The following is a 21,279-nucleotide window of genomic DNA, read 5'->3' as shown; positions in this document are numbered from 1 at the left end:
CGGTAACAGTCGGCACCTTGACATCAGGACAGCGGAAATCCCGGGGCGGGGGCCGGCCCCCGCCCTCAGTCCCACCCCCCGAACACCCCCGAATTGGCCTGCGCGTGACAGATGTTGTACCCGCCGGCCGCATGCCCCTTCTCCGCGTGGCCCTCCACGGTGACGGAACACTCGATGTCCCCGGACCCCTGGAGCTGCGCGGTCACGGTGTAGTAGAGGGTGTCCTTGTCGAACGGCAGCGTCGCGCTGAACTCACCGTTCCTGAACCGGCCTTGACGGTTGTCGCTGTCGGAGCCGTAGGTGATGTCGACCGGCCCGAGCGCCCCGGCGGGCGCCGTCCCCCACACCTTGAAGGTGACGACCTTCCCCTCGGACGCCTCGGTCTTCTCGGCCTCGGCCTTGGCGTCGGTCCCCGTACGCACGGCACCGGGGCTCACCGAAGCGGAACCACCGGCCTCGTCACCACCCCCGCCCCCACCGACGAGCGCACCCGCCACCCCGAGAACCACGAGCAGCCCCACAGCCCCGCCACACCCGATCCCGACGACCTTCCCGACGGACGTCCTCTTCCTCGGCGGCTGCGGCACCGGCCACCCGTGCTGCTGCTGGCTCATGGTCTCTCCCAGACGTCGACGGTCACGTGTGGGTGAACGACATGCGTGGGTTCTGTGCGGTTGCGGCATTCAGCCGGGTTCACCGGAACGTGGCGCATCGACCGCACGTACGAACGCGGGACACGCAGAAGCCCGGCGAGTGATCCACTCGCCGGGCTTCCGGGACCGCTCCGGCCCCGAGGGATGAGCCCCCTGTCGGATTCGAACCGACGACCTTCGCTTTACAAGAGCGGTGCTCTGGCCAGCTGAGCTAAGGAGGCGTAGCTGTACGCGACCGCGTACAGCGACCCGTGCAGTGTACCCAAGCCCCCACCCCGCCCTGTCGAAAATTTCCGCGAAGTTCACAGTCCTCCAGGTACTGACATACCGGAAAACGCGAGGTAGCGTCCTGAGGCAGTCCACCCGTGGACTACACCACCACCTTCCTACAACGGATCGTCCGGCACGTTCCTGCCGGTAGAAGGGGGCCTAGCACCATGGCCACTGTGTCTTTCGACAAGGCGACCCGGATCTACCCGGGCACCGAGAAGCCCGCCGTCGACGGGCTCGACATCCACATCGAGGACGGGGAGTTCCTGGTCCTCGTCGGCCCCTCGGGCTGTGGCAAGTCGACCTCCCTGCGGATGCTCGCGGGTCTTGAGGACGTCAACGGCGGAGCCATCCGCATCGGCGACCGCGACGTCACGCACCTGCCGCCCAAGGACCGGGACATCGCCATGGTGTTCCAGAACTACGCGCTCTACCCGCACATGTCGGTCGCCGACAACATGGGCTTCGCCCTGAAGATCGCCGGCGTCCCGAAGGCGGAGATCCGCGCGAAGGTCGAGGAGGCCGCGAAGATCCTCGACCTCACGGAGTACCTCGACCGCAAGCCGAAGGCGCTCTCCGGCGGTCAGCGCCAGCGTGTCGCGATGGGCCGCGCGATCGTCCGTGAGCCGCAGGTCTTCCTCATGGACGAGCCGCTGTCGAACCTCGACGCCAAGCTCCGTGTGTCGACGCGTACGCAGATCGCGTCCCTCCAGCGCCGCCTCGGCATCACGACCGTCTACGTCACCCACGACCAGGTCGAGGCCATGACGATGGGCGACCGCGTCGCGGTCCTCAAGGACGGTCTGCTCCAGCAGGTCGACACCCCGCGCAACATGTACGACCGCCCCGCGAACCTCTTCGTCGCCGGCTTCATCGGCTCCCCGGCGATGAACCTCGTCGAGGTCCCGATCGCCGACGGCGGCGTGAAGTTCGGCGCCTCGGTCGTCCCGGTCGAGCGCGACGCCCTCGCGGGCACGACCGACAAGACGGTCACCGTCGGTGTCCGCCCCGAGCACTTCGACGTCACCACCGAGGCCGGCAAGGGCCTCGCGGTCACCGTCAACGTGGTCGAGGAGCTCGGCGCCGACGCGTACGTCTACGGCACCGCCAAGGTCGGCGAGGACTCCAAGGACCTCGTCGTCCGCGTCAGCGGCCGTGAGGTCCCGGAGAAGGGCTCCACCCTCTCCGTCGTCCCGCGCGCCGGTGAGACCCACGTCTTCTCCACCTCGACGGGCGCCCGCCTGTCCGACTGACACCGGTCACCGCGAGGGCCCCGCAGCCGAGAGGTTGCGGGGCCCTCGTACGTACGGCTCAGAATTGCTGACAATTCAGGCTTTTCGGGCGCGAGTGTCAACCCGCTACCCAATATCCGCCACTTCATCGTCGCCCATTCGGGTGACTAAATGTCTCCAAATCATTACTGGGCGCTACCATCACTCGCGTGAAGCACTCGAAGCGCTCCGTGGAGCACACCACCACGCGGACGCGACGCGGCGGCCGGGGTCCCGCCCGCCGGATCGGTCGCTCCCTCGCCTTTGTCCTGCCCGTCGTCATGGTGCTCTCCGGGACCCTCGCGGTGACCCGGGTCAACTGGACCGGGGACCCGTCGGAGTCGGTGCTGACCGCGTCCGACGTCTCCGCCCCCCGCACCGGCCACGGCGCGGCGGCCCGCGCCCCCCAGGACGTCCTGCGCGACCAGCTCCTCACGGAGCTCCAGCAGAAGGACCCCGGCATCGCCCTGACCCACCTCCAGCAGGCGGTCAACGGCAAGCCGGCGCTCGCGAAGCACTGCGCGTCCATCGCCCGCGCCCTCGGCCGCGCCGCCGTCCGCGTCTACGGCCCGAACCGCGCCCAGTCCTTCTCCCGTCCGGTCTGCGACACGTCCTTCGCCTCGGGAGTCCTGACGGCCCACACGGGCTGACGGACACGGCCGACACCGGCCCACCGCCGACAACCGGCCCCGGGGACAGACCCCCGGGGCCGACCCGCACCCGAAGCCCACCCCGCACCGCCCACCCCTCACCCACCCCCTACACCCCCGTCTCGTACAGTGCGGTCCATGACCCACCCGCACGCCGCCTCCCGCCCCACACAAGCCGTCATCCTGGCCGGAGGCCAAGGCTCGCGTCTGCGGCCGTACACCGACGACCGGCCGAAGCCGATGGTCGAGATCCCCGGCACGGGCACGCCGATCATCGGCCACCAGCTGACCTGGCTCGCCCAGGAGGGCGTGACCGACGTCGTCGTCTCCTGCGGACACCTCGCGGAAGTCCTCCAGAGCTGGCTCGACAGCACCGAGCTGCCCGTCTCCGTCACCACCGTCGTCGAGAGCGAGCCGCTCGGCCGAGGCGGCGGGCTGAAGTACGCGGCGGCCCGGCTCCCGCACCCCGACCGCCCCTGGTACGCGACGAACGGCGACATCTGGACCCGCTTCTCGCTGCGCGAGATGGCCGACTTCCACACCGAGCGGGACGCCGTCGCCACCCTCGCGCTCGCCCGGCCCCGGATTCCCTGGGGCGCCGTCCAGACCGACGGGTTCGGCCACATCACCGACTTCATCGAGTCCCCGCCGTCGACGTTCGAGATCAACGCGGGCGTGTACGTCTTCTCCCCGGAGTTCGCCGGGCTCCTGCCGGAACGGGGGGACCACGAGCGGACGACGTTCCCCCAGCTCGCCCGCGAACTGCGCCTCGCCGGGTTCCCGCTGCCACAGGGCGCGTACTGGCGGGCCATCGACACGGCGAAGGACCTGACCGAGGCCGCCAAGGAACTGGCGACACCGGGCCGCTGAGCGACGCGGTACGACGATGGGGTCCCCTTCTCGAAGAAGGGGACCCCATCGTCGTACCGGAGAAGAGCCGTGCGGGAGCTAGCCCAGCAGGCCCCCCACCAGGTTCTGGTCCCCGCCCGACGACTCCCCGCCCGAGCCGCTCGACGAGCTGCCGCCCGAGGAGGGGCCGGCGGAGGACGTGCTGGGGGCCTCCTGGGCCGGGGAGGTGTTCTCCGCCGGGGTGTCGTCGGACGAGCCGCCCGTGCCCTGGGTCTGGCTCGGGGAGCCGGACGTCGACGAGTCACGGGTCGACGACGGCTGCTTCTCACGGCTCTCGGACGGCGTCGAACTCGCCCCCTCGGTCGTCGGCGAGGCGGACGCCTCCCCGCTCGGCCGGCCGGCCCGCTCGCTCGTGCCGGAGGCGCTCGGCAGCGGCGAACCCGGCAGCTCGTTGCGCGGGGCCTCACCCGGGCCGGGCACGACGACCCGGTCCGCGTCCCGGACGGCCGCGCCGAGGAGCGAGCCGAAGAGCAGCGTCAGACCGACGACGATCGCCGTGACCAGCGCGCCCCGGCGCAGCGTGTAGCGGCGCAGCTGCCACAGCGGGGCGCGCGGACCGAGCCGGCGCCAGGCGGCCGACGCGAGCCGCCCGTCGACGGAGTACACCGGGGCGCCCGCGATGATCAGCGGCGACCAGGCGGCGAGGTTGATGATGTCGGGGGTGTCGTAGACCGGGACGGTCTTCCAGCTGACGGTGACGATCAGGGCCGCCGACAGCAGCGCCCCCGCCACCGCCGCCACCCGCTGCCAGCAGCCGAGGATCGTCAGCACGCCGACGACGACCTGGAGGAAGGCGATGACGAGACCGGAGCCGACCGGGTGGTGCAGCGCGAACTGCCGTAGCGGCTCGGCGACTTCCCACGGGTGCAGCGTGTTCAGCCACGTCACCATCGAGCCCCGCTTGCCGCCGTCGAAGTAGACGGGGTCGCAGAGCTTGCCCATCCCCGCGTACACCGCGAGGAAGCCGAGGAAGATGCGCAGCGGGAGCAGGACGACGCCGAGGTTGAGCCGGCGCCCGGGGTAGTAGGCGTGCCGCGCGGGGTCGCCGGGGGCCCGCTCCCGGGGCGGCTCGTACGCGTCGTACGGCGACGGGGGCGCGTAGCCCGGCTCGTCGTAGACGCTGTCGACGGCCCGCATGTGCGGCAACAGCCGGTTGTCGCGGGTGCGTTGGGCGCCGACGAGGGGGGTCTCCATGGTCCGCTCGGCGAGGTCCTCGACCTCGACGCGGGGGATGACCTGGGTGGCGCCCGCGTCGGAGGAGGCCGGTTCGCCGTGGCCCACGCTGCCGGCCCGGACGGCCTGGAGGAGGCGGTGCGCGCCGGTGTCGTCCGGCGCGGAGTGCCCGCTCCAGACGACGGCCCGGCGCTTGGGCGCTGCGGCGGTGCCCGCGCTCGCGCTCGCGTTCGCGACGGGCACCCGGGAGGTGTCTCCGGTGGCGTTCAAGTGCCGTGCGACGCGCGGGGACTGGCCGCGTCGCGCCGAGGCGCCCAACTGCACGCGGAAGGAGGCGTGCGTGACGATGACCTGCGCCGGATCGCTCGGCACCTTCACCATGCTCAGTGCGGGACCGTCGTCGAGTCCTGAGGCGAATCCCGACTGGCGGTCCCCCGCGGGTGTACGGGGTGTTCTGGTGTCCACACTCATCTAACCGAGTGACTTGTGTTTAGGACACTGCTTTGACTCGCCGGATGTGTCCGGACCCCGTCAAACCCCAGGACCACCCCGGAAGTACCCCGGAACTACCCCGTACGAGTGAGCCGCTCAGGCCCTGCGGCGCGCCACCTCGTACAGCACGATCCCCGCCGCCACACCGGCGTTGAGGGACTCCGCCCCACCGGGCATCGGAATCCGTACCCGTACGTCGCAGGTCTCACCGACCAGCCGCGAGAGCCCCTTGCCCTCGCTGCCGACGACGATGACGACCGGGCCCTCCAGGGCCGCCAGCGAGCCGACCTCCGCCTCGCCGTCCGCCGCGAGGCCGACGACCGTGATGCCGGCCTTCTTGTAGGACTCCAGAGCCCGCGTCAGGTTCGTCGCCCGCGCGACCGGCGTACGGGCCGCCGTACCCGCCGACGTCTTCCACGCACCGGCCGTCATCCCGGCCGCGCGCCGCTCGGGGACGACCACGCCGTGGCCGCCGAACGCGGAGACCGAGCGGACGACCGCGCCGAGGTTGCGGGGGTCCGTCACCCCGTCGAGGGCGACGATCAGCGGGTCCTCGCCGACGTCGTACGCGGCGGCGGCGAGGTCCTCGGGGTGCGCGTACTCGTACGGCGGGACCTGGAGGACGAGGCCCTGGTGGTTCAGGCCGTTCGTCATGCGGTCCAGCTCGGGGCGGGGGGCCTCCATGAGGTTGATGCCGCCGCGGTCGGCCGCGAGCTGGAGCGCCTCGCGGACGCGCTCGTCGTTGTCGATGAACTGCTGGACGTACAGGGTCGACGCGGGCACGCCCTCGCGCAGCGCCTCCACGACCGGGTTGCGGCCGACGACCATCTCGGACGTCCCCTTGCCGCCACGCCCCTTGGGGGTCGCCGGACGGCCCTGCGCGCGCCGCGTCTGCGCGGCGGCGATGCGGTTCTTCTTGTGCCCCTTGCGCATCTCGGCGGGCGGGGTCGGCCCCTTGCCCTCCAGGCCCCGGCGCCGCTGGCCGCCACTGCCGACCTGCGCGCCCTTCTTGCCGGACATGCGGCGGTTGTTGGCTGCCATGACCTACCAGTCCTTAAAAGGTTCCACTGCTCAAACAGCAGTACGTCTCATGAAGTGTGCCGCCCGGAGACCCGGACGGCACAATCGATCTTCTTCGAAGCAGGGTCGCTCAGCGCGGTCCCAGCGTCCAGCGCGGCCCCTGCGGGCCGTCCTCGATGACCAGCCCCGCCTGCCCCAGCTGGTCCCGGATCGCGTCCGCCGTACCCCAGTCCTTCCGGGCGCGCGCCGATTCCCGCTGGTCCAGGACCAGGCGTACGAGGCTGTCGACCACGCCGTGCACGCTTTTAGAAAACACAGTCTCGCCGCGGTCCGACTCGCCCGCCCAGTGCGGGTCGAGGGGGTCGAGGCCGAGGACGCCCAGCATCGCGCGGACCTCGGCGAGGCGGGCGACGGCGCCCTCCTTGTCGTCGGCCGCGAGGGCGCTGTTGCCCTGCCGGACGGTGGTGTGGACGATCGCGAGGGCCTGCGGGACGCCGAAGTCGTCGTCCATCGCCTCGGCGAACGCGGGCGGCACCTCGGCGGCCGGCTCGACGACGCCGCCGGCCTTCTCGACGACCCGCTGCACGAAGCCCTCGATCCGCGCGAACGCGGACTCGGCCTCGCGCAGGGAGTCCTCGCTGTACTCGATCATGGATCGGTAGTGGGGCGTACCCAGGTAGTACCTGAGGACGATGGGCCGCCACTGCTTGACCATCGCGGAGACGAGCACGCTGTTGCCCAGCGACTTCGACATCTTCTCGCCGCTCATGGTGACCCACGCGTTGTGCAGCCAGTACGTCGCGAAGTCGTCGCCGGCCGCCTTCGCCTGGGCGATCTCGTTCTCGTGGTGCGGGAAGATCAGGTCGAGGCCGCCGCCGTGGATGTCGAACGCGGGGCCCAGGTACTTGTGGACCATCGCCGAGCACTCGAGATGCCAGCCGGGCCGGCCCCGGCCCCACGGCGTCTCCCAGTCCGGCTCGCCCGGCTTCGTCGCCTTCCACAGCGCGAAGTCGCGGGGGTCGCGCTTGCCGCCGACGCCCTCGTCGGGCTGCCGCATCTCGTCCAGGTCCTGCCGGGACAGTTCGAGGTACGACGGCCAGGAGCGGACGTCGAAGTAGACGCTGCCGTCGGCCTCGTACGCGTGACCGCGTTCCATGAGCGTGCGGATCATCTCGACCATCTCGGTGACATGGCCGGTCGCCCGGGGTTCGTAGGTGGGCGGGAGGCAGCCGAGGGCCTGGTAGCCGTCGTTGAACGCGCGCTCGTTCTCGTACCCGATGGACCACCAGGGGCGGCGCTGCTCGTCGGCCTTCGCGATGATCTTGTCGTCGATGTCCGTCACGTTCCGCACGAACGTGACGTCGTACCCCCGGTACGTGAACCACCGGCGGATGATGTCGAAGTTGAGGTTCGACCGGACGTGCCCGATGTGCGGGGCCGCCTGCACGGTGGCGCCACAGAGGTAGATCGAGACACAGCCCGGCGTGAGCGGGGAGAAGTCACGGATCTGCCGGGCGCTGGTGTCGTACAGGCGAATAGTCACGGGTCCAAGGGTAGTGGGAGAAGGGGGCCGAAAAACACCGGCATTGTTCAGGTCTTCCGTACGACCAACGCCGTCGCGATCGCCATCAGACCCTCGTCACGGCCCGGGAATCCGAGGCCGTCCGTCGTCGCTCCCGACACCGAGACCGGTGCTCCGACCGCGTCCGACAGGATCTTCTGGGCCTCGTCGCGGCGTTTGCCGATCTTGGGGCGGGGGCCGATGACCTGGACCGCCACGTTCCCGATCACGAAGCCCGCGTCGCGGACGATCCGGGCCGCCTCCGTCAACAGCGTGACGCCGGATGCACCCGACCACTCCGGGCGGCCGGTGCCGAAGTGCTGGCCCAGGTCGCCGAGGCCCGCCGCGGAGAAGAGGGCGTTGCAGGCGGCGTGCGCGACGACGTCCGCGTCGGAGTGGCCCGCGAGGCCCGTGCCGTCCCACTTGAGGCCGGCGCACCACAGCTCGCGGCCCTCCTCGAAGGCGTGGATGTCGGTGCCGATGCCCACCTGGGGCAACACGAACTCAGAACCCATCGTTCGCCCTCCTGCGCGCCAGGACCGCCTCCGCGAGGACCAGGTCCAGCGGGCGCGTCACCTTGAACGCCTCCTCGTGCCCCGGGACGACGACGACCGTCCCCCCGAGCTGCTCGATCATGCTCGCGTCGTCCGTGACGTCCTCGGTGACCGTCTCGTGCGCGTGGACGAGCGTCTTGCGGTCGAACCCCTGCGGCGTCTGCACGGCCCGCAGCCGCGCCCGGACGGGTGTCGCGACGACAGGTTCGGGCGCGCCCGGCGTCGGCTCGACCTCCTTGACCGTGTCGGCGAGGGGCAGCGCGGGGACGACGGCGACGGCCCCCTCGCGGACGGCCTCGACGACGGAGTCGACCGTGTCGACGGGGACGAGGGGGCGGGCCGCGTCGTGGACGAGGACGATGTCGTACCCCTCCGGCAGCGCGTCGAGGCCGAGTTTCACGGACTCCTGGCGGGATTCGCCCCCGGGGACGACGACGAACTCGGTCCGCTCGGGGAGCGCGTGCGCGTCGAGGAGGGAGCGGACCTCGGGGGCGCCGTCCGGCGGTGCCACCACGACGACCAGGGAGACCGCGCGGGACGCGGCGAGCGCGCGGACCGCGTGGATCAGCATCGGCGTGCCGTTCAGCGCGCGTAGCGCCTTCGGTGCGCCGGGGCCGAGCCGGACGCCGCGGCCGGCGGCCGGAATCACCGCGGCCGTGCGGACGGCCGCCTTGGGGGGGTGTGATTCGTCAGACATGTTTCCTGTCAGGTTTGTGTGCTCGACCTACGTGGGTATGGCCTGGGAGGAGTGCCGGGTACCCCCCACCTCGACCTGCCCCTTCCGTGACGTGCGGGCCGGGAGCGGGAGTCCTGGCCTCGAAAGTACCGGGGTTCGCTCGGTTTTTTCGGAGACCCCGGGATCAGGCGTACCGCGCTGGGGATACGAACATGCCGCAGCGCCCGGCGACGAGAAATACGTCATCGGGCACCGCGGCATATCAGCGGGAAAAGGCTCGGCTCAGGAAGCGAGCACCTCGTCGAGCAGGGCCTCGGCCTTGTCCTCGTTGGTGTTCTCCGCGAGGGCGAGCTCGCTCACCAGGATCTGGCGAGCCTTGGCGAGCATGCGCTTCTCACCGGCGGAGAGTCCGCGCTCGCGCTCACGACGCCACAGGTCACGGACGACTTCCGCGACCTTGATGACGTCACCGGAGGCGAGCTTCTCCAGATTTGCCTTGTAACGACGCGACCAGTTCGTGGGCTCCTCGGCGTACGGCGCGCGCAGCACCTCGAAGACCCGGTCCAGCCCGTCCTGACCGACCACATCACGTACGCCGACGAACTCCGCATTGTCCGCTGGCACACGTACCGTCAGGTCACCCTGGGCGACCTTCAGCACCAAGTAGGTCTTGTCCACGCCTTTGATCTGGCGAGTTTCGATGGCCTCGATCAGCGCGGCCCCGTGATGGGGATAGACCACGGTGTCGCCAACCTTGAACGTCATGTGACAGGTACCCCTTCCGTGGCTATCCAGGGTAACACGGAAACGACGGTTCCTGAATGGCGTTTTCGCAGGTCAGGGCATATCTCGGGGCTTGACAACAGCGACAGGAACGTGCTGGGGAAGGCGTCCGGAGGCGGGTATTCGCAGGTCGGAGCGGCTCTTCGTGGGGGGTGAAACGCGTACGTTACACGCTTCCGGAACCGCGTCAAGGCGGGTGAACGTCCCGATATGTCCTCTTCCTGGTGTGCGACTTCCGCTACTCCGTTCGGCACGTGGTGGCCGGTCTTCGACGTTTCCGGAATTGATCATCGAACCGCGGCGTCCGGACGGTGATCGAATTCCGGAGGAGGGCGCATTCGGAGTTCGGAAAATCCGCGCGGGCGAGTACCGGGGTTATGTGAATGCCCGGCGTACGTGAAGTGGCCATTGTGACTCGTGGGTCAGATGTGGCGGGTGGGGCGTGTGGGGTGAGCTGCTCCGCGGAGGGGCTCGGGGGGCGCTAGGGGCGGGTCGGGTGTGGGGTGCTGTGAACGGGTCGATACGCTGAGGTCGCTGACTGACCCTTAGGGCGGCTTTATATGGAGAGTCGCCCCTGCGTTCCAAGGAGATGCCGCCGCCGTGAGCAGCAGCCTTCGACGCGGCGCCCTCGCCGCTTCCGCCCTCGCGTTCTCGATCGCCTCGCTCGCCGGCTGTGCCGCCGGGAACAACAGCCAGACGCTGGAGATCAAGCCGGACAACGCGGCCGTGACGCTCGGCGTCATCAAGATTCAGAACGCGGTCGTCATCACGCAGCCCGAGCGGGGTGCCGAGGGGCCCGCCGCCGTCGCCGCGACCGTCTTCAACACCGGCCGGACCGCGCAGACGCTGACCGGGATCACCGTCGACGGCACGAGCCAGTCCGCGGTGCTGACGCCGGGCAAGACCGACACCGCGAGCAAGAAGGGCAGCCTGGTCGTGCCGGCCGGCGGCTCGATCGTCATCGGCGGCGAGAACAACGCGTCCGCCGTCCTCGACACCCCCGGCGACACCGTCAAGAACGGCAACGCCCAGAAGATCACGTTCACGTTCAGCGAGACGGGTGACGTCGGCCTCCAGGCGTTCGTCGTCCCGGCCACGACCTACTTCAGCTCGTGGGGGCCGACGTCGGTCCCGACGCCGGCGGCCTCTTCGGGTTCGTCGGAGTCCCCGAGCCCCGAGGTGAGCCCCTCGGAGTCCGCCGGCTCCTCCGAGTCCCCCTCGTCGAGCACCGGCCACTGAGCCACCCCGGACACGCCTGAGGGCGGCACCCCCGAGCCGGGGGTGCCGCCCTCATCGTCGTAGCCAGGCTCTTTACGGCTCGAACTTGTAGCCGAGCCCCCGGACCGTCACCAGGTAGCGAGGCGCTCCGGGGTCGGGCTCGATCTTGGCGCGGAGGCGCTTGACGTGGACGTCCAGCGTCTTCGTGTCGCCCACGTAGTCGGCGCCCCAGACGCGGTCGATGAGCTGCATGCGGGTGAGGACGCGGCCCGCGTTGCGGAGGAGCATTTCGAGGAGGTCGAACTCCTTCAGGGGGAGGTCGACCTTGGAGCCGGAGACCGTCACCACGTGGCGGTCGACGTCCATGCGGACCGGGCCCGCCTCCAGGGCGGCCGGGGTGACCTCCTCCGGCTCGCCCCGGCGGCGCAGGACCGCGCGGATGCGGGCGACCAGCTCACGGGAGGAGAAGGGCTTGGTGACGTAGTCGTCGGCCCCTATTTCGAGACCGACGACCTTGTCGATCTCGCTGTCCTTCGCGGTGACCATGATCACCGGGACGTTGGAACGGCCGCGCAGCTGGCGGCAGACCTCCGTGCCGGGCAGACCCGGCAGCATCAGGTCGAGCAGGACGAGGTCGGCGCCGTTGCGCTCGAACTCGTCGAGACCGTCGGGGCCCGTGGCCGCCACGGCGACCTCGAAGCCCTCTTTGCGAAGCATGTACGACAGGGCGTCCGAGAAGGACTCTTCGTCCTCGACGACGAGCACACGGGTCACGGAAGGACCTCCGGGGCGGGAAGCGGTTCATAGGATTCAGCGGTGGGCTGCCCCGCCTCGTCGTCGAGGTCGGGGTGCTGGTGCGCGCGGTCGCGGGCCGCGCCCGCCTCCGGCAGCCTCAGGGTGAACGTGGAGCCCTGGCCCTCGGAGCTCCAGACCGTGACCTCCCCGCCGTGCGAGGCGGCCACGTGCTTGACGATCGCGAGACCGAGCCCCGTACCACCTGTGGCACGGGAGCGGGCGGGGTCCACGCGGTAGAAGCGCTCGAAGACGCGCTCCTTGTCCTTCTCGGAGATCCCGATGCCCTGGTCGGTGACGGCGATCTCGATCAGGTCCCCGCCGGGCGCGGACACCCGGCGGGCTGCTATCCCCACGCGGGTGCGGGCGGGGGAGTAGTTGACGGCGTTCTCGACGAGGTTGCCGAGCGCCGCGGCGAGCTGGCCGCGGCTGCCCCAGACGTGCAGGTCGGCCGTGCCGCCCGCCGCCATGGTGATCTGCTTGGCGCCGGCCTGGTGCCGGCAGCGGTCGACTGCCTCGGCGACCAGCTCGTCGACCCGGACCGGCTCGGAGTCCTCCAGCGGGTCGTCGTTCTGCACCCGGGAGAGGTCGATCAGCTCCTGCACGAGGTTGGTCAGCCGGGTCGCCTCGATCTGCATGCGGCCCGCGAAGCGGGTCACCGCCTCCGGGTCGTCCGAGGCGTCCATGACGGCCTCGGAGAGCAGGGAGAGCGCGCCGACCGGGGTCTTCAGCTCATGGCTGACGTTCGCCACGAAGTCCCGGCGGACCGCCTCGATCCTGCGGGCCTCGGTGAGGTCCTCGACCAGGAGCAGCACCAGCCGCGAGCCCAGCGGGGCGACCCGGGCGGAGACCGCGAGGGCCTCGCCCCGGCCGGTCCCGCGCCTCGGGAGGTCCAGCTCCACCTGGCGTATCTCGCCGTCGCGGCGGGTGTCGCGGGCCATCAGGAGCATCGGCTCCACGGCCAGCTTCCCGCCCCGGACCAGGCCCAGGGCGTACGCCGCCGAGCTGGCCTTGACCACGGCGTCCGCCTCGTCGAGGACGACCGCCGAGGAGCGCAGGACCGACAGGACCGTGTCCACCCCCGGGGGGAGGACCGGGTCCGTGTGCAGGGAGGTGCGGGTGGGGCGCTTCTGGTCGCGTTCGCTCCAGCGGAACGCCAGCATGGCGATGACGCCGGTGAGCACCCCGGCGATCGCTGCCGCTGCGGCGACCGCCGCGTTCACGTCCATGTCTCCAGGTTAGGCACGGGGTACGACATCGCCACAGCCGTCGAGGGGTGACCTTCGAGACTCGTCGCCCAGAGTTCACCTTGGAGCCAGGGGTGATTCATTTGGGATGACGGAAACCGACGCGTACAGGGCCGAACGTGGGACCGTAGGGGCCGGAAACTGATGCAGGAGAGGGAACGCAGATGCGTGACGCGTACCACGAGGAACTTGATTCGATCGGCGACGGTCTGGTGGAGATGGCCCGGCTGGTCGGCTCGGCCATCGGGCGCGCGACCACCGCGATCCTCGACGCCGACCTGAACCTGGCCGAGAACGTCATCGAGGGCGACAAGAAGGTCGACGAGCTCCACCACGAGCTGGAGGCGAAGGCCATAGCGCTGCTCGCCCGCCAGCAGCCGGTGGCCACGGACCTGCGGATCGTCGTGACGTCCCTCAGGATGTCCGCCGACCTGGAGCGCTCCGGCGACCTCGCCCAGCACGTCGCCAAGCTGGCCCGGCTGCGCTTCCCCGAGCGGGCCGTGCCGCGCGACCTGCACGCGACCATCCTGGAGATGGGCCAGCTCGCCCAGCGCCTGATGGCCAAGGCCGCCGAGTGCATCATCACCAAGGACGTCGACCTCGCGCTCCAGCTCGAAGCGGACGACGACGCGATGGACCTGCTGCACCGCACGCTGTTCCAGCACCTGATCGACGACCGCTGGAAGCACGGCATCGAGACCGCCGTCGACGTCACCCTCCTGGGCCGCTACTACGAGCGGTTCGCCGACCACGCGGTCGCCGTCGCCAAGCGTGTGGTCTTCCTCGTCACCGGTGAGCACGCGGACGAGATCCAGACCGACCTGCCGCCGGAGATCCAGGCGTAGCCGTACCCGTACCCCCGGTGCGCCCTCGGTGCGCCCTTCACTCGGGGTTGTTGTTCGGTTGCCATGGGTGTACCTGCGTCGAGGAGGGACCCCATGGCCGAATCCCCCAGCACGTCGCCCGACCCCACTCAGGAGACACCCACCGAACAGCCCGTCCAGGTCAGGAACCTGTTGTTGATAGGTGCCTGTGGCTGCGGGTCGGGGTGTGGGTGCGGTTGCCAGTCGGGCAGTCCTTGTCAGTGCGGCTGAACTGAGCCGTGGGGCCCGGTGTGCGAACACCGGGCCCCACGTGTGTTCAGTGGACTCAGTGGACGAGGAACGCGACGCCGACGAACGTGGCGACGAAGGAGAAGAGGAACAGGAACACCTGGGGGGTGGTCGCGTTCTCCATCGGCTCCCCCGCGTCGCGCAGCCGGAACTGGCGTCTGAACCACGGGTGGTAGACCGCCCGCAGGATCACCAGGCTGAGACAGATCAGCGTGTAGAAGAACAGGGCCTGCCTGCCTTCGAGGTCGCCGAACCGTGCCTGCGCCCACAGGAACAGCCCCATGCTGCCGGGCACCGCGACGACGATGATCCGGTGGGCCGGCTTGCGCCGGTCGGCCAGGGTCAGGGACGCCAGGCCCAGGGCCGCGCCCGAGACGAGGGCGAGGACCCACCAGCCGGTCGTGGACAGGTTCTCGGTCAGCATGCGCGCATCCTCGCCCTCTCGTACCGGGATTACCAGGTCAGCAGACCGGTGATCGTCGTCGTGACGTCCCCGGCGAGGCCGACGATCTTGCCGCCCACGGTGTCGGCGAGCTTCACCGCGTCGTCCGCGTAGCTGAGCCCGATCTTGGACAGCGGGCCGCCGACGCCCAGGGTGACGAGACCGAGGCCGAACAGCCCGAACGCCGACTGGAACTGCTTGCTCTGCCAGTTCCAGTCGTTGCCCGCGAGCGCCAGGAACGCGCTGACGCCCTGGATCACCACGGAGCTGATGCCGACGCCGATGGCGATCGGGGCCAGCGGCGGGAAGAACAGCGAGGCGACCCCTAGGGCGACCGCGCCGCCGCCGACGATCGTCGAGTAGTGGCCGACGACGGTCGACCACTCGCTCGCGCTGCCGATGTCGTCCGGCCAGATGCCCCAGTCGACGTACCAGGGCTTGTCGCTGTCCGCGTTCTGGGAGGGGTTGGTGCCGCTGCTCTCGTACCCCCGGGCCTTGTCGGCCGCGTCCATCGCGCGCTGCTTGGCCTCGGCGGCGACCTTCGCCGTGTAGATCCGGTTCGCGTCGGACGCGGCGGCGGCAGCGGCCTGGGCGTCCTTGCCGGCCTGGACCGCGGAGGCGCGGGCCGAGGTCGCGGACGCCTGCGCGGAGGCGGCCGAGGCGACGGCCTGGGTGGCGGAGGCGGCGGCCCGGCGCGCCGAGTAGTTCGCGGTGCGTGCCGCCGTCCGGGCCACGGCGGCGGCCTGCTGGGCGGAGGCGGCGGACTTCGCGGCGTCGGCGGCCGACTTGTCCGCGGCGTCGGCATTGGACTTCGCCTCGGCGGCGGAGGTCTGCGCGGCGGCGGCGTACCCGTCGGCCTTGTTCTTCCACTCGGTCGCCTCGGCCGCGGCCTGGCGGGCCTCGGCGGCGGCCTTGGAGGCGAGGGCGGCGTCCTCCTGGGCCTTGGCGGCGACCTTGGCGGCGTGCGCGATGGCCGCGCGGATCGCCGAGATGTGCGCGGCGGCGTCCTGGTCGAGGCGGGCCACGTCGAACTGGTCGTGGCTGACGAAGTTCCGCCGCATCCGGGCGGGGCCCTCCAGGACGATCTGCGCGGCCGACCTCATGTACTGCCCGCCGGTCGCGAGCAGTTTGAAGATCTCGACCCGGTCGTCCTCCTTGATCGCCTCCGCGTACTCGATCTGGAGGAAGCGGTGCAGGGCGACCGCGCTGCCGTCGTCGAGCGCGGCCTGGGCCTTCGCCTGGACGGCGGCGCCCGGGTTCGCGCCGACGACGTTGAGGACGAGCACCCGGTTGTCGGTCCGGGCCGCCTCGATCGCGCCGGTCGCGAGGAAGGTGCGGACGGCGTCCGGGGCGGCCGAGGCGAGCGCGTCGGCGGCGGCCTGGGCGACGGAGGTGCGGGAGATCTCGGCGACGGTGACGACGGTCTCCCGGTCGTCCTGGCCCTCGGCGAGGGCGCGGTCGGCGGAGAGCCAGTTCAGGACGTCGTACTCGGTGCCGGAGAGGGCGTACTCGGCGGCCTGGCGGGTCCAGGAGCCGGCCGACTCCAGCAGGATCAGGGCGGCCTGGCGGCCCTTGCCGACGGCCGTCGCGGTGTCACCGGCGGCGACGGCGGCCTCGGCTGCGGCGACCAGGTCCTTCGTCTCGGAGGAGGTGCGGTCGGCCTGGGTGCGCTCGCGGTTCACCTGGGCGAGGTCGTCCGTCTCCTCCTGGGCGGCGAGGCGGGCGAGTTCGACGCCGATCGCGGTGTCGGCGTCGATCCGCTCGGTCTCGGCGGTGCGGGCGGCCTTCTCGACCTCCTGCGCCTCCTTGACCGCGTCGGCGGCGGTGTTGGCGGCCTCGACGGCGGCGTTCGCGTACTCCGTGGAGCGCTTGGCGTACTCGACGGCCTCACCGGCGTGCGCCGCCGCCTCGTCCGCCGCTGCCGCCGCCTTCTCGGCGTGCGCGGCGGCGGAGTTGGCGGCGTCCCGGGCCACGGCGGCAGCCGCCGCGGCGCGTCCGGCGAGGGTGGAGGCGGTGTTCGCGGCGGCGGTGGCGCGCGCGGCGGCGGCGTTGGCCTCGGCGGCGGCTGCGCGGGCGCGCGCGGCCTGCGCCTGGGCGACGCCGGAGGACGCGGCGGCGGCAGCGGCGGCGTTCGCGGCGGCTGCCGCGTTGTTCGCGGCCGACTTGGCGGCGGCCCCGGCCGTGTCGCACGCGGCGGCGGCGGCCCGCGCCTGGTCGGCGGCCTTCGCGGCGGTACGGGCCTTGCTCGCCGCGTTGCGGGCGCCCTCGGCGGCCTGCCGGGCGGCGGACGCCTTGGACGCGTCCTTCGACGCGGCGATCGCGGCGCCGTACGCGCGGGAGGCGGCGCTCCCGGCGGCTGCGGCGGCCGAGGCGGCGGCCTGGGCGGCGACCGTGGCCCGGCCGGACGCGGCTTGCGCGACCCGGGACGCGGAGATCGCCGTGGAGGCCGCGGCGGCGGCCCCCTTCGCGGCGGACGCGGCGGCGTTGGCGGCCCGGGCCGACTTCGCGACGTCGTCCTTGGCGGCGGCGGCCTCGTCGGCGGCCTTGAGCGCGGCGGCCTTGGCCTTCTCCGCCGCGTCCTTCGCCTTGTCGGAGGCGGCGACGGCCTGCTCGGTCTGCAACTGGGCGCGCTTGCCCTCGCGTTCGACGATCGCGACGAGCTGGTCGATCGTCGCGGCCTCCTCGTCCCGGGCGCGCGCGATGTACTGACCGGAGATCAGGAACTGTCGGATCGCCGCCGCCGAGCCGTCGTCCAGGGCCCGTTGGGCGTAGGTGGCGACCTGGGGGGAGGCGGTGGCGAGGATCTTGAAGACGGCGATCCGCTCGTCCTCGGCCTGCGCGGTGAACTGGCCGTCGTTCAGGAAGGTGTGCAGGGTCTTGTCGTCGCCCGCGTCCAGCGCCTTGGTGCCGGCCTTCTGGACGGCGGCGCCGCTGTTGTTCATGACCGTGAGCACCGAGGCGCGCAGGTCGGAGCTGACCGCTGTCCGGTAGCTGCCGTCCAGGAAGGCCGAGACCGCGTCATCCCCCGCCGACAACGCCGTATTGGCCAAGCTCTGGACCGACTTGCCGGCGTAGGGGAGACCCGCCAGCACACCCATGCGGTTGTCCTCCGCCCGGCGGGCGGGGAGGTCGGTGGTGAGGAACGCGGTGACCGCGGCCGGGGTGCCCAGCAGCGCGGCGGTGGCGCCCTCGCGGACACTGCGTCCGCCGGTCTTGTACGCCCACACCGCGCGACCGCGTTCGGTGTCGGGCAGTCCGCTGCCGGACGTGTCGTCCGCCGCCGCGGCCGGTGTCGCCGTCAGCGTGAGGATCGAGGGAAGGGCCGGTACCGCGGCCACGCCGGCCACGGCGGTGAGGACCCGGCGTCTGCTCCACAAAGAAGAGGGAGGCAAAAGGAATCATCCTTCCGGTGCTTTTGAGTTTTCCGGCATAGGTAAAGCACGCACCATGATCGAAGTCAACGCATTCGCCAAATGTGCACAAGCGGACCTTCACATTTCTTTGAGCGTGTTGTACGTCACATTCACCGCCCTGGACAGGGCTTACTTGCCGGGTCTTGGATGACATCCGCCGTGGGTGGAGTTCCTGTCAGGAACTTGTATTCACCCGGAAATAAAACGCGAGGATGTTAATGAAGTTGCAAAGAACCATTCGGCGCATAGTGGGCGCCGCCATGGCGGCGGGGGCTGTGGCGTGGCTTGCATTCGGCGCATTCGGGACGGAATCCGGAGCGGTCGCCCCGGTGGCGGACGACGCCCCCGGGTACACCGTCGAGAAGTACGGCTATCCGCAGGCGGACAAGATCCTCGCGGAGAAGGACATCGTCCTGAAGCGCGGCGACGGGCACATCACCCTCGCCGACTGCGTCACCGGCACCGGACAGCTGGAAGTCTGGGCGCACGACAAGGACAAGATCTGCTTCGACGTCAAGGGCGCCTCCGGCTGGCTGACGCTGGAGCTCCCGGCGGTGTACGGGGTGCGCGGCAACGACTACACGACCGAGGTCGACATGACCGTCGGCACGGAGGAGAAGTCCTTCGACGTCGCCAAGAACGCCTGGACGGCGGTCGGGGAGAGCGCGGACGAACAGGGCCGGTCGCACATGCTCGTGGAGATCAGGAGCTCGAAGTAGCCGTCGAAAAAGGCGAGTTGATCCTTTCTCCGTTCGAACCCCCTGAGGAAACCCACGACATGACCCGACCCAGACCCCTCCCGCTACGTCTGTCCGCGCTCGCCGCGGCCCTCCTCGCCGGACCCGTCGCCGTGTGCGCCGCGCCGGCCGCCCAGGCCGTCACCGGCACCGCCGCGACCGGCACCAGCTACGCCTACACCGCCCAGATCCTCGTCGGCGACTACGCGAGCGGCTGCTCCGGCGTCCTCGTCGACACCGAATGGCTGCTCACCGCGGCCAGTTGCTTCGCCGCCGACCCCGCGTCCTCGCTGACCGTGCCGGCCGGCAAGCCCGCGCAGAAGACGGTCGCGACGATCGGCCGCACCGACCTCTCCGGCACCGACGGCGCCGTGCGCGAAGTCGTCGAGATCGTGCCGCGCACGGACCGGGACGTCGTCCTGGCCCGCCTGAACAAGCCCGTCACCGGGGTGACGCCGGCCGTCGTCTCGACGACCGCGCCTGCCGCCGGCGAGCAGCTCACGTTCGCCGGGTACGGGCGGACGAAGACCGAGTGGGTGCCGCTGAAGCTGCACACGGGCGCGCTGACGGTCGACGCCGCCGCGACCGGCACCGCGACGGTCACCGGTGTCGACGGCGCCGCCGCCTGCCAGGGCGACTCCGGCGGCCCCGTCGTCCGGGGCGGCCAGCTCGTCGGGCTCAACAGCCGCTCCTACCAAGGCGGTTGCTACGGCATCGACGCCACCGAGACCCGTACGGGAGGCGTCGTCGCGCGGGTCGACGACATCGCGTCCTGGGTGACCGGTGTCGTCGGCGCGCCCCGCGTCACCGACTTCAACTGCGACGGCGTCGAGGACGTCGCGATCGCCGACCCCGGCGCCACCATCGGCGGCGACGCGGGCGCCGGCTCCGTACGGATCGTGTACGGCGGCGGCAAGGGCACCGTCGAGCTCCAGCAGGACCTCGACTGGGTCAACGGCGGGGCCGAGGCGGGCGACAACTTCGGCGACGCGATCGCGACCGTCGACTACGACGCCGACGGGTGCACCGACCTCGTCGTCGGGACGCCGGGTGAGGATCTCGGCGACGCCGTCGACGCCGGGATGACCGACCTCCTCTACGGGGCGCCCGGCGGGATCGGCACCGGGACCCTGAAGGACGCCAACTACCAGCAGGGCAACGGGAACGGGTCCATCGCCGCGTCCGGGCCCGAGAGCGGGGACCGGATGGGGGCGGCCGTCGCCGCCGCCGTCACCAACGCCGGTGAGCCGTACATCGTCATCGGGGTGCCGGGGGAGGGGCTCGACGGGTCGGCCGGGGCCGGTGAGGTGTTCTACCTCCAGGGGTCCACCAACGTCTCCATCCACCAGGACAGCCTCGACGTGCCGGGGGCGATCGAGCCGAACGACGGGTTCGGGGGCGCCATCGCCGCGGGCTCCAACCACTTCGCGGTCTCCGCGCCCAACGAGACGATCGGGACCGACGCGAACGCCGGCAACCTCGCCGTCTTCAACCCGAACGTCCTCAACTCCGAGAAGCGGCCCACCCCGTTGTTCGGGCTCGACCAGGACCTCGACACGGTGTCCGGGGGCGCCGAGCCCGGTGACCTCTTCGGGAAGTCGCTCGCGATCGTGTCGTACCGGCCGTCGGGGGCGGCTTCGGCGACGGACTCCATCCTCGCGGTCGGGTCCCCCGGTGAGGACCTCGACATCGACGGGGTCTCCAAGACCGACACCGGCAACGTCCTGACCTTCCGGGTCACCGCCGCCGGTACGTACACCCAGCTCAACGGGTACTCCTCCGGGACCGGCGACGACGACGTCTCCGGCACCTCCGAGGCGGGCGACCTCTTCGGCTCGACACTGGCCGCGGTCAACACGGCGCCGCGTGCGGTGAGTTCGGCTGCCACCCTGAAGCTGGCGGTCGGTGTTCCCGGCGAGGCGATCGGCACCACCGCCAAGGCGGGCGCCGTCCAGACCTTCTCCCTCCTCGGCACGCCGGGCGCGGGCGACCGCTGGCTGGAGGTGGGCGACGGCGACGGCATCCCGGGCACGCCGGGCGCCAACCAGCAGCTCGGCTCCAGCCTCTGGTACACCGGCACGAGCCTGTACGTCGGCCTTCCGTACGGGCCTTCGGCCTACGGCACGCTGTATGCGTTGCCGTTGTCGAACGTGACTGCGGGCGGGGCTGTGGCTGCGGCCACGGTCTACCAGCCGGGCGCGGGTGGCCTCCCGGCGACGGGGGATCGGTTCGGGCACGCGGCCCGCTGAACGGGCTGCGGTTCGCTTTGAGGTGAACGGGCCTTGCCTTGAGGCAGCCGCGTCGAA

The 21,279-nt window shown here is 71.2% G+C and carries 18 protein-coding genes and 1 tRNA gene; 7 read left to right on the top strand and 12 right to left on the bottom strand.

What is annotated here, in order from left to right; all coding sequences use genetic code 11:
* Nucleotides 1-65: 65 nt before the first annotated feature.
* Nucleotides 66-614, bottom strand: a complete 549-nt coding sequence (locus ABZX85_RS46270; RefSeq protein ID WP_355883977.1) for a hypothetical protein — start codon at nt 612-614, stop codon at nt 66-68.
* Between the two features lie 186 nt (nt 615-800).
* Nucleotides 801-874 (bottom strand) — tRNA-Thr (locus ABZX85_RS46265).
* Between the two features lie 216 nt (nt 875-1,090).
* Between ABZX85_RS46265 and ugpC the strand changes: the two genes are divergently transcribed.
* The 3 genes from ugpC (at nt 1,091) to ABZX85_RS46250 (ending at nt 3,714) form a co-directional block, all read left to right on the top strand.
* Nucleotides 1,091-2,176, top strand: coding sequence for a sn-glycerol-3-phosphate ABC transporter ATP-binding protein UgpC (ugpC, locus tag ABZX85_RS46260; RefSeq protein WP_355883975.1), 1,086 nt, complete (start codon nt 1,091-1,093; stop codon nt 2,174-2,176).
* A 209-nt stretch (nt 2,177-2,385) separates the two neighbouring features.
* Nucleotides 2,386-2,844, top strand: coding sequence for a hypothetical protein (locus tag ABZX85_RS46255; protein ID WP_355883997.1), 459 nt, complete (start codon nt 2,386-2,388; stop codon nt 2,842-2,844).
* Nucleotides 2,845-2,982: 138 nt separating this feature from the next.
* Nucleotides 2,983-3,714 carry a nucleotidyltransferase family protein gene (locus ABZX85_RS46250; RefSeq protein WP_355883973.1) on the top strand — a complete coding sequence of 244 codons (732 nt, stop codon included), beginning with the start codon at nt 2,983-2,985 and terminating at the stop codon, nt 3,712-3,714.
* A gap of 78 nt (nt 3,715-3,792) precedes the next feature.
* Here ABZX85_RS46250 and ABZX85_RS46245 read toward each other — a convergent pair whose 3' ends face one another.
* From ABZX85_RS46245 to ABZX85_RS46220, 6 genes are all read right to left on the bottom strand, one after another.
* Nucleotides 3,793-5,397: a DoxX family membrane protein gene (locus ABZX85_RS46245; protein ID WP_355883971.1), complete on the bottom strand. Its 1,605-nt coding sequence runs from the start codon at nt 5,395-5,397 to the stop codon at nt 3,793-3,795.
* A gap of 117 nt (nt 5,398-5,514) precedes the next feature.
* Nucleotides 5,515-6,459: a 23S rRNA (guanosine(2251)-2'-O)-methyltransferase RlmB gene (gene rlmB, locus ABZX85_RS46240; protein WP_355883969.1), complete on the bottom strand. Its 945-nt coding sequence runs from the start codon at nt 6,457-6,459 to the stop codon at nt 5,515-5,517.
* Between the two features lie 109 nt (nt 6,460-6,568).
* A complete protein-coding gene (gene cysS, locus ABZX85_RS46235; RefSeq protein ID WP_355883968.1) occupies nt 6,569-7,981 on the bottom strand; it encodes a cysteine--tRNA ligase in 1,413 nt (470 codons plus the stop codon).
* A gap of 47 nt (nt 7,982-8,028) precedes the next feature.
* Nucleotides 8,029-8,514: a 2-C-methyl-D-erythritol 2,4-cyclodiphosphate synthase gene (gene ispF, locus ABZX85_RS46230; protein ID WP_355883966.1), complete on the bottom strand. Its 486-nt coding sequence runs from the start codon at nt 8,512-8,514 to the stop codon at nt 8,029-8,031.
* Nucleotides 8,504-9,250: a 2-C-methyl-D-erythritol 4-phosphate cytidylyltransferase gene (gene ispD / locus ABZX85_RS46225; RefSeq protein WP_355883964.1), complete on the bottom strand. Its 747-nt coding sequence runs from the start codon at nt 9,248-9,250 to the stop codon at nt 8,504-8,506. Before ispD ends, ispF begins: the two co-directional genes overlap by 11 nt.
* A 261-nt stretch (nt 9,251-9,511) precedes the next feature.
* Nucleotides 9,512-9,994, bottom strand: a complete 483-nt coding sequence (locus ABZX85_RS46220; RefSeq protein WP_003953493.1) for a CarD family transcriptional regulator — start codon at nt 9,992-9,994, stop codon at nt 9,512-9,514.
* A 618-nt stretch (nt 9,995-10,612) separates the two neighbouring features.
* On the opposite strand from ABZX85_RS46220, the gene ABZX85_RS46215 reads away from it, so the two are divergent.
* Nucleotides 10,613-11,251, top strand: coding sequence for a DUF461 domain-containing protein (locus tag ABZX85_RS46215; RefSeq protein ID WP_355883962.1), 639 nt, complete (start codon nt 10,613-10,615; stop codon nt 11,249-11,251).
* A 72-nt stretch (nt 11,252-11,323) separates the two neighbouring features.
* Here the strand turns inward: ABZX85_RS46215 and ABZX85_RS46210 are convergent, their stop codons facing one another.
* Both ABZX85_RS46210 and ABZX85_RS46205 read right to left on the bottom strand, forming a co-directional pair.
* On the bottom strand, nt 11,324-12,004 hold the full coding sequence (locus tag ABZX85_RS46210; RefSeq protein ID WP_010358452.1) for a response regulator transcription factor: 681 nt from the start codon (nt 12,002-12,004) through the stop codon (nt 11,324-11,326).
* On the bottom strand, nt 12,001-13,251 hold the full coding sequence (locus ABZX85_RS46205) for an ATP-binding protein (RefSeq protein ID WP_355883960.1): 1,251 nt from the start codon (nt 13,249-13,251) through the stop codon (nt 12,001-12,003). Before ABZX85_RS46205 ends, ABZX85_RS46210 begins: the two co-directional genes overlap by 4 nt.
* Before the next feature lie 182 nt (nt 13,252-13,433).
* Between ABZX85_RS46205 and phoU the strand changes: the two genes are divergently transcribed.
* Complete coding sequence (gene phoU, locus ABZX85_RS46200) at nt 13,434-14,114, top strand: phosphate signaling complex protein PhoU (RefSeq protein WP_355883958.1); 681 nt, start codon at nt 13,434-13,436, stop codon at nt 14,112-14,114.
* Between the two features lie 304 nt (nt 14,115-14,418).
* Here the strand turns inward: phoU and ABZX85_RS46195 are convergent, their stop codons facing one another.
* Both ABZX85_RS46195 and ABZX85_RS46190 read right to left on the bottom strand, forming a co-directional pair.
* Nucleotides 14,419-14,805, bottom strand: coding sequence for a hypothetical protein (locus tag ABZX85_RS46195; protein WP_355883957.1), 387 nt, complete (start codon nt 14,803-14,805; stop codon nt 14,419-14,421).
* Nucleotides 14,806-14,834: 29 nt separating this feature from the next.
* A complete protein-coding gene (locus ABZX85_RS46190; protein ID WP_355883955.1) occupies nt 14,835-18,215 on the bottom strand; it encodes an ALF repeat-containing protein in 3,381 nt (1,126 codons plus the stop codon).
* Between the two features lie 239 nt (nt 18,216-18,454).
* Between ABZX85_RS46190 and ABZX85_RS46185 the strand changes: the two genes are divergently transcribed.
* Complete coding sequence (locus ABZX85_RS46185; RefSeq protein ID WP_355883953.1) at nt 18,455-18,955, top strand: hypothetical protein; 501 nt, start codon at nt 18,455-18,457, stop codon at nt 18,953-18,955.
* Between the two features lie 59 nt (nt 18,956-19,014).
* A complete protein-coding gene (locus ABZX85_RS46180; RefSeq protein ID WP_355883951.1) occupies nt 19,015-21,222 on the top strand; it encodes a trypsin-like serine protease in 2,208 nt (735 codons plus the stop codon).
* Nucleotides 21,223-21,279 lie beyond the last annotated feature (57 nt).

This window comes from Streptomyces sp. NPDC004539 (genome assembly GCF_040610055.1).
In the GTDB taxonomy this organism is placed as follows: Bacteria; Actinomycetota; Actinomycetes; order Streptomycetales; family Streptomycetaceae; genus Streptomyces.
This window is presented reverse-complemented; position numbering and strand designations above follow the sequence as displayed.